This is a genomic window from Cerasicoccus frondis (assembly GCA_031296915.1).
GTDB lineage: Bacteria > Verrucomicrobiota > Verrucomicrobiia > Opitutales > Cerasicoccaceae > Cerasicoccus > Cerasicoccus frondis.
The window spans coordinates 32,904-39,411 of record JAVDPC010000042.1 but is presented as its reverse complement, the minus strand read 5'-3'; the positions used below and the strand labels follow the sequence as shown (position 1 = coordinate 39,411).

Sequence of the window (6,508 nt, the reverse complement as noted above, 5' to 3'; positions counted from 1 at the left end):
CTCAATCAAAGCCGCCTTGCGCTGCATCCAATCTATACCCCACCTGACTCGGCCAATCTAGATGAAAAGTGCTCTAATTCTTTAATCCAAAGAAGGCTTTATTTGCGGCGGCGGAGGGCAAGCATCGTCAATGCAGCCAGGCCAAGAAGGCCCGCGTAGGTTTCCGGTTCGGGGATGCTGGAGACATCAGCAATGGAAATGACGCCCTTGCCCAGAGCGGTGCCTGGGTTCCACTGAGAAGTGTCCCAGGTGATCAGCCAATTGCCGTCTGCGGTTTCGGAAGCGATGTTGGAGCCGTCGCCGAGGTCGAAGGCGCCGCCGTTATTGAAGAGGTCGAATGAGTCACCGATTTGAGGCGTATAACCATCGAGCATTTCCATTTGAATCGTGAGTTGATCGACGTCAAACGTCACGCCGGACGATGGCTGGATATTGAGGTTTAAGCCATCGCCGGTAGCGGTGAAAATAAGCGTGCCGCTGGCGCCGCTGATCGAGCCGTTATTGAGGGCGTAGGTGCCGATCGGGTTGCCGGTGCTGCTACCTGAGAAGCGGTAAACGCCACCGTCGAGCAGGATAGTGGGGTCGATCCGTTGGCGATAAACGCCGGTAATCATGCCGCCGCTGCCAATCGTCACCGTCGCAGTGCCTTCGATGCGGCTGGCTTCGCCGCCATCAATCAAGCCGCCGGAGCCGACATTGACGCTGATGGTGTCGCCGACCACACCCCAGTCTGATGCGCCAAATTGGTCAAAGTAACTGAGCGTCGAATTTACGTTGAGCGTTACAGTGCTTGAGCCACTGTTGCCGAGGGATATCTGTTTGGCGGAGGCGGGGGAGTCCACCGTCACGGTGGCGTTGTCGATGACGACATTATCGTCGCTGGTGGGGAGGACATCGCCGTCCCAGTTGAGTGGGTTACTCCAGAGGCCATCGCCGCCACCGCCATCCCAAGTGATGGCCGAAAGGTGAAGCGTAGGCAGGAGAGAAAGAGAAATAATCGCTGTTTTATTCATGGGTAGATCGATAATTAGGGCTAATTGATTTAAGCCTAATTATACATATCAACCGCTTGCTTTACCATGGCTTCTCCGTGCAGATGCATGGCTTAATCGCTCATGCTTGTCTTGATTACTGCTTTAATTGCCAACGCGGATGATGTGCCCGCGTTCGACGCCATTGTCTTCATCGAGAATTGCGATGGTCACACGCTCGTCCTGTCTCAGAATCGTAGCCCTGCCTAAAAACACTTCTTCCTGGCCCAGTGATTCGCCGGTATCCGGGTCGATCATATCCCCCCCCACTGCGTAGACCAGCATGGGCGCTCCCGAGGGGTTGAAGCCATGCGCCGAGCCTTGATTGATGGTGATTTGCTTGCCCGTCTTGGCGACTACTTTGGGTGGGTAAAGGTCTGCGGTGATGTTGGAGGCAATTTGTTGGGCGAGCGCCTGAGCTGTTTTATTGTAAACGATGCTCTCGAGGTTGCCCTCGCGATCAGCAAAGGCGAAATACTGGCGGGTGTCATTGCCATCGACGGATGAGGTGTCGCTGGCCACGAGCACGCCGGTGTTGGCGTCATAAAGTCGGCTCACGGCGTTGACGCCGATCATCGTGCGATGCTGTTCGCGGGCGATGGACGCAAAATTTGCGCGTTCACTAACAACGTTGAAATAGTCGATTCCCACGACCAACACGTAGCTGGCGCCGGAGATGTCACCTTGCTTAGCCGCGCTGTTCTGGTTGATATTGCCCGACTGACCAAGCGTCTGTTCTTGTATGAGCGGCGGCAGATCGGTCCGGCTGACGACATTGAACTTGCCGGTCTGACCAAAGGAGGCGAGCAACTGACTTTGCAGGGAGTCGATGACCTGCGGCAGCGCTTCTTTCTCTGCTGGATTGCCTTTGCTTTGCTGGATCGCGGGCGAGACATTGACGGGTGGAATGGCCAGCGTGGGTTTGTCGGCGAATGCGGTACCGGTTGCGGCAAGTAGCGTGAAAAGGGCGAGTATTGGTTTCATGGTCGGTTAAACGAATGTGGTGCGTGGTTTATTCAACTTATTTGGGCCGCTTGAACACGTAATAATAGCGAGCTCCAGCGCTGGTGGTTGGATCGTAGCCAACTGCGGTGAAGCCGACTAACTCCCAACCTTTCTGACCGTAGCCATTCAATTGGCTCTCGGACAGGGGGCGTCCTCCCTCATAAGTGTCGTATTCCCAAGAGACCCGGGTGGGGACAATTTCCACTGCTGCTGCGGCGCTGGGGGACGTTGGAGAATCTCCGGGCTGGTTAATGGTGACCTTTCCCAACAAGGTGGAGGCGAGGGCTAACGTTAAGACAGCGGCGAGGGTGAGGAATGATTTTTTCATGGCCGTTCAACGTGCAGTGGAGCCGCTTTATTCGACTTCTTGATAAGGAACTGGAAATGGACTTCCCCAAAGGCTGTTCTCGTAGATGAAGCTGGGCGCCTGATTGGTGTCCACGCGGAAACCGCTCTGACGCAGCGCTTCGGCCTTGCCGCGAATTTCCTCGGCTTCGGCGTCGCTGAGTTCGCGGCCGCTTTGTAAATCCTGGAGGAAGGCGCTCATTTCCTGCCATTGTTGCAGGCCGTCGGCGGAGAAATTCATTTGCGCCACGAGGACAAAGCCGTCGTAGAGATTTACATTGCGCTCCCAACTGACGAAGCCGTCACGGGTCAGGCGTAGTTGGTGTAGGCCTGGGCGGGCTTCAAGCGTGCCAGGGGCGCTGCCGATCACGATGCCGTCCAACTCCACATCCACACCCACTGCTTCGATGGGAAATTTCTCCGCAGACAAAGTGACGACGTTATCTTGGTCGATGATCACGTTGGGGATGGCGATATCCTGCAGCCGTGGCGTGATTGCAAAACTGACGGGCGCTGCGGGCTGTGGCGCCACGGGGATGTTGCCCAGTTGGGCTTCCTCGCGGGCGTTTTGAGCAATGAGCGCAGCGGCTTCGGTGAGCAGCCCGTTGAGCAGGTCCGTGTCGACGATTTCGATACTCTCGTTATCGCGCAGCGTTTCGGAAACGGAGATTTCTTCGCCGACGAGACCCGCCCCCCCGCTGGCTTCCAGTAGGCTGTAGGACACGCGGAGGGTATAGGTGGTGTTGGCTGTGGCGATGTCGTAGCCCCTATATTTTACATTGCGCTGGCCGAAGGAAACAAGGTTGGCGACGATCAGGTAATCCGCATTCAGCGTTTGTGCGAGGCGCAGGGCGGAGGAACTGGACGCCAGCGCTCGGCCCAAGTCTTCGATATCCGGTGCGCTTTCCAGCGAGTTTACGACCTCTTGCCGGCTGATTACGTTGAAACCCTGGCCATTGAGGTTCGCTGCTAGCAGCGACTCCAGCGCATTGGCTTTATCGGCGAGCTCGATGCCCGCCAAGTTATTGACGAAAACGGCAGTCTTGCGCCCCTCGGTTTGGCCAAATGCGTTGGCGGCAGCCAGCAGTGAGATCAGCAGAAAACGAAATAACGGTATCGGCATGAATCACAGCGTAATCAAGATTGCCCGAGAATCAAAAGGAAAAGCGAGGTTTGCGCAGGCCGTTCTCAACGATCTTAAGGGTAGTCCTGCCGAGTGGGACGGACCACGATGTCGCTCATGTGGACATGTGGCGGCAGTGCGACCACATGGTGGATCGCCTCGGCGATGTCTTTGCCCACAAGCATCGGCGCAAATTTCTTTTCGAAGGTTTGCAGCATCTCATCGCTGTAGCCGGCGACATCCTGAAAACCACTAATGACAATACCCGGCGCGACAGTGGTCACGCGAACGCCCAGCGGGCCGACCTCGCGGCGCAGGCCCTCAGCCATTGAGTGGATGGCAAACTTCGAGCCGCCATAGACTGCGCTAAACGGCGACACCTGTCGGCCAACCACAGAGCCGATCACCACGATGTCGGCGGCCTTCTTGGGGAAATGCTCTTGCTGCGCGACTGCCATTTTCTGTGCCGCCGTTTGCATGAGGCGAATTGCGCCAGTGACGTTGATGCGCAGCATGTCTTCAAACTCAGACAGGTCGGCGTCCTTCACCGAGCCGCCCAGACCTCGGCCTGCATTGACCACCACAATGTCGGGTTCGGCGCCAAACTTGGCTTTCGCCAGGGCGAATAATCCATCAATTACTGCGGGGTCGGCGCCGTCGCCTGCCAGCCCGGCAAACGTGCTGCCGAGCTCGGCTTCCAACGCTTCGAGCTTCGCGGCGGTTCGGCCCGTGCCGATGACGGCGTAACCAGCTTCGATGAACTCCTTAACGGTGGCTTCGCCAATGCCCGATGTGGCGCCGGTGACGATTGCGATGCGGGGATATTCAGTTGCCATGAATGCAACCCTAACCGCGCTGGGCTTTTAAGCAACCCCGCGAACAGAATTTGTCGCATAGGCGTCCCGCCAGTGTCCCGAATTCCAACTGACTGTAACACGCAGGCGAGATGCCTGTGCTACGAGTTAATCCAAGCCGAAGATCGCGTTGACATAGTTGTCGACGCTAAAGGGCTGAAGATCTTCCTTTTGCTCGCCAAGGCCCACGAAGTAAATCGGGATCTTGAGCTCGCGGTAGATGCCGACGAGGGCGCCGCCGCGGCTGGTGCCGTCGAGCTTGGTAATGACGAGGCCGGTGAGGCCGAACGCTTCGTGGAATTTGCGCGCTTGCTCGATGGAGTTGGAGCCGATGGAGCCGTCGAGCACGAGCCAGGCGTGGTGTGGCGCGGTTTCGTCGTTCTTTTGGAGGACGCGGCGAATCTTCTTCAACTCCTCCATCAGGTTGCCCTTGGTGTGGAGTCGGCCCGCAGTGTCGAGAATGAGCACGTCGCGGCCACGGTTTTTGGCGGCCTGCCAAGCGTCGAAAGCGACGGCGGCGGAATCGGCCCCATGGTGGCTGGCAATCAAGTCGAGGTTTAGGCGGTCCGCCCAGGATTTAATCTGTTCATTGGCGGCGGCGCGGAAGGTGTCGCATGCCCCGATGACAACGCCTTGGCCGTTTTCGGTAAAGCGCCAGCCGAGCTTGGCGGTGGTGGTCGTCTTGCCCGAGCCGTTGACGCCGATCAGGCAAATGACTTCGGGGCTCGCGCCAGAGAGGAAATTTTCGGGCGGTTCGGCGCCATCGAGGACGCGGCGGAGGACGGAGGCGCCGATGGCGGCGGCGTCCTGACCGCGCAAGGACTTGTCCTTTTTGTAGGCGGCCTGAATCTCGTCCATGATCTCAGTCGCGGTCTCGACGCCGAAGTCCGCTCCGTAGAGCGCTTCTTCGAGCTCGTCGATGGCGTCTTCGTCGAGTTTCTTGCCGCTGAAAACGCCGCCCACCTTGCCAAAGGCCTTGTAGAAAGTGGGCGTCGTGCGCTTAAGGCCCTCATTGAACCGGCTCAGGAAGGATTTCATCGCCATGGCTGCAAAAACTTATTTCGTGGCGGCGGAGCGGAGAGGGCGCTGGAGGGTGCCCTTGTAGCGGTCGAGGATGCCGTTGATGAAGCGGCGCGCTTCGGGGTCGGAGTACTCCTTGGTCAGGTCGATGGCCTCGTTGATCGTGACGATGGGGGGGATATCGAGGCGGTATTTAAGCTCGAACAACGCCAAGCGCAGGATGGCCAAGTCGACCTTGGCGATGCGCTCGAAGGACCAGTTGTGCGCATATTCGCGGATGACGGCGTCGACTTCCTCGTGCTTTTCCCAGGCTTCGGCGGCGAGCTCTTCGCCAAACGAATAATAGTCGCGCTCCTTCTCCTGGTTCTCAAAAAAGAGCCGAAGGGCTTGGCCGAGGTCCTGTGGGTCGTTGGACTCACACATGTAGAGGAATTGCATTGCGGCGACGCGGTTTTGGCGTCGGGCGCTGGGCGGCTTGCTGGTGGGCTGGTCGCTCATGGTCGTAAAAAGCTAGTTCTTGCGGAAAAGTCGTTTTAAATCGTCATCGTCGTCATCGTCACCGCTGCTGGTGTAGTCTTCCAGAAACTCGGCTTCCTCAAGCTCGTCGAGGGTCTCCACTACGTCGAGCTTGTGGCGGGCCATTTCGATGGCGGCGCGGGCGAACTCAGCGCCGCGGTCGAGGGGGCCTTTGACGCGGTCGATGGCCTGCTCCTCGGTGTTGGCGGTGATGATGCCGTTGATGATCGGCGTCTCGTTGGTCATGGCCGCGGAGTGCAGCGCAATGGCGGTGGAGTGAGCGATGACCTCGTCGTGCGTGGTTCCGCCTTTGATGATGACGCCCAAGCCTATGATGCAGTCATACTGTCCGGTGAGGCCATGCATGCTGGCCAGGTACGGTATCTCGTTGGAGCCGGGGACGCGGTTGATGTCGATGTTCTCCGGGTTGGCTCCGTGGTCGACCAGTGTTTGAACGGCTCGCTGGATGAGCACATCGATCAGCTCGCCGTTGTAACGGGCGGCGATGATGGAAAAATACAGGTCGCTGGCGTCCAGGTCGTCAAACTGTGCTTGGTGCTCGCTCATGGTTTTGGCAATTGGGCAAGGGAAGGACAGTGGGCATCGGAGGCGGC

General features: G+C 58.1%; 8 protein-coding genes. All 8 read right to left on the bottom strand.

The genetic code is table 11. From position 1 onward, the window contains the following. Positions 1–98 precede the first annotated feature (98 nt). On the bottom strand, positions 99–1,013 hold the full coding sequence (locus tag RBB63_RS21975; RefSeq protein WP_309387455.1) for a PEP-CTERM sorting domain-containing protein: 915 nt from the start codon (positions 1,011–1,013) through the stop codon (positions 99–101). Positions 1,014–1,136: 123 nt separating this feature from the next. Further along, positions 1,137–2,015, bottom strand: coding sequence for a CsgG/HfaB family protein (locus RBB63_RS21970; RefSeq protein WP_309387454.1), 879 nt, complete (start codon positions 2,013–2,015; stop codon positions 1,137–1,139). A 37-nt stretch (positions 2,016–2,052) separates the two neighbouring features. Next, positions 2,053–2,364 carry a DUF4177 domain-containing protein gene (locus RBB63_RS21965; RefSeq protein ID WP_309387453.1) on the bottom strand — a complete coding sequence of 104 codons (312 nt, stop codon included), beginning with the start codon at positions 2,362–2,364 and terminating at the stop codon, positions 2,053–2,055. Between the two features lie 27 nt (positions 2,365–2,391). After that, complete coding sequence (locus RBB63_RS21960; RefSeq protein ID WP_309387452.1) at positions 2,392–3,504, bottom strand: PEGA domain-containing protein; 1,113 nt, start codon at positions 3,502–3,504, stop codon at positions 2,392–2,394. 74 nt (positions 3,505–3,578) lie between these two features. Next, positions 3,579–4,340 carry an SDR family oxidoreductase gene (locus tag RBB63_RS21955; protein WP_309387451.1) on the bottom strand — a complete coding sequence of 254 codons (762 nt, stop codon included), beginning with the start codon at positions 4,338–4,340 and terminating at the stop codon, positions 3,579–3,581. Positions 4,341–4,466: 126 nt separating this feature from the next. Next, the gene (gene ftsY, locus RBB63_RS21950; protein WP_309387449.1) at positions 4,467–5,402 is read right to left on the bottom strand and encodes a signal recognition particle-docking protein FtsY; all 936 of its coding nucleotides are present in this window, start codon (positions 5,400–5,402) and stop codon (positions 4,467–4,469) included. 12 nt (positions 5,403–5,414) lie between these two features. Then, positions 5,415–5,876, bottom strand: a complete 462-nt coding sequence (gene nusB, locus RBB63_RS21945; RefSeq protein ID WP_309387448.1) for a transcription antitermination factor NusB — start codon at positions 5,874–5,876, stop codon at positions 5,415–5,417. Positions 5,877–5,888: 12 nt separating this feature from the next. Continuing rightward, the gene (ribH, locus tag RBB63_RS21940) at positions 5,889–6,461 is read right to left on the bottom strand and encodes a 6,7-dimethyl-8-ribityllumazine synthase (RefSeq protein WP_309387447.1); all 573 of its coding nucleotides are present in this window, start codon (positions 6,459–6,461) and stop codon (positions 5,889–5,891) included. Positions 6,462–6,508: the final 47 nt, after the last annotated feature.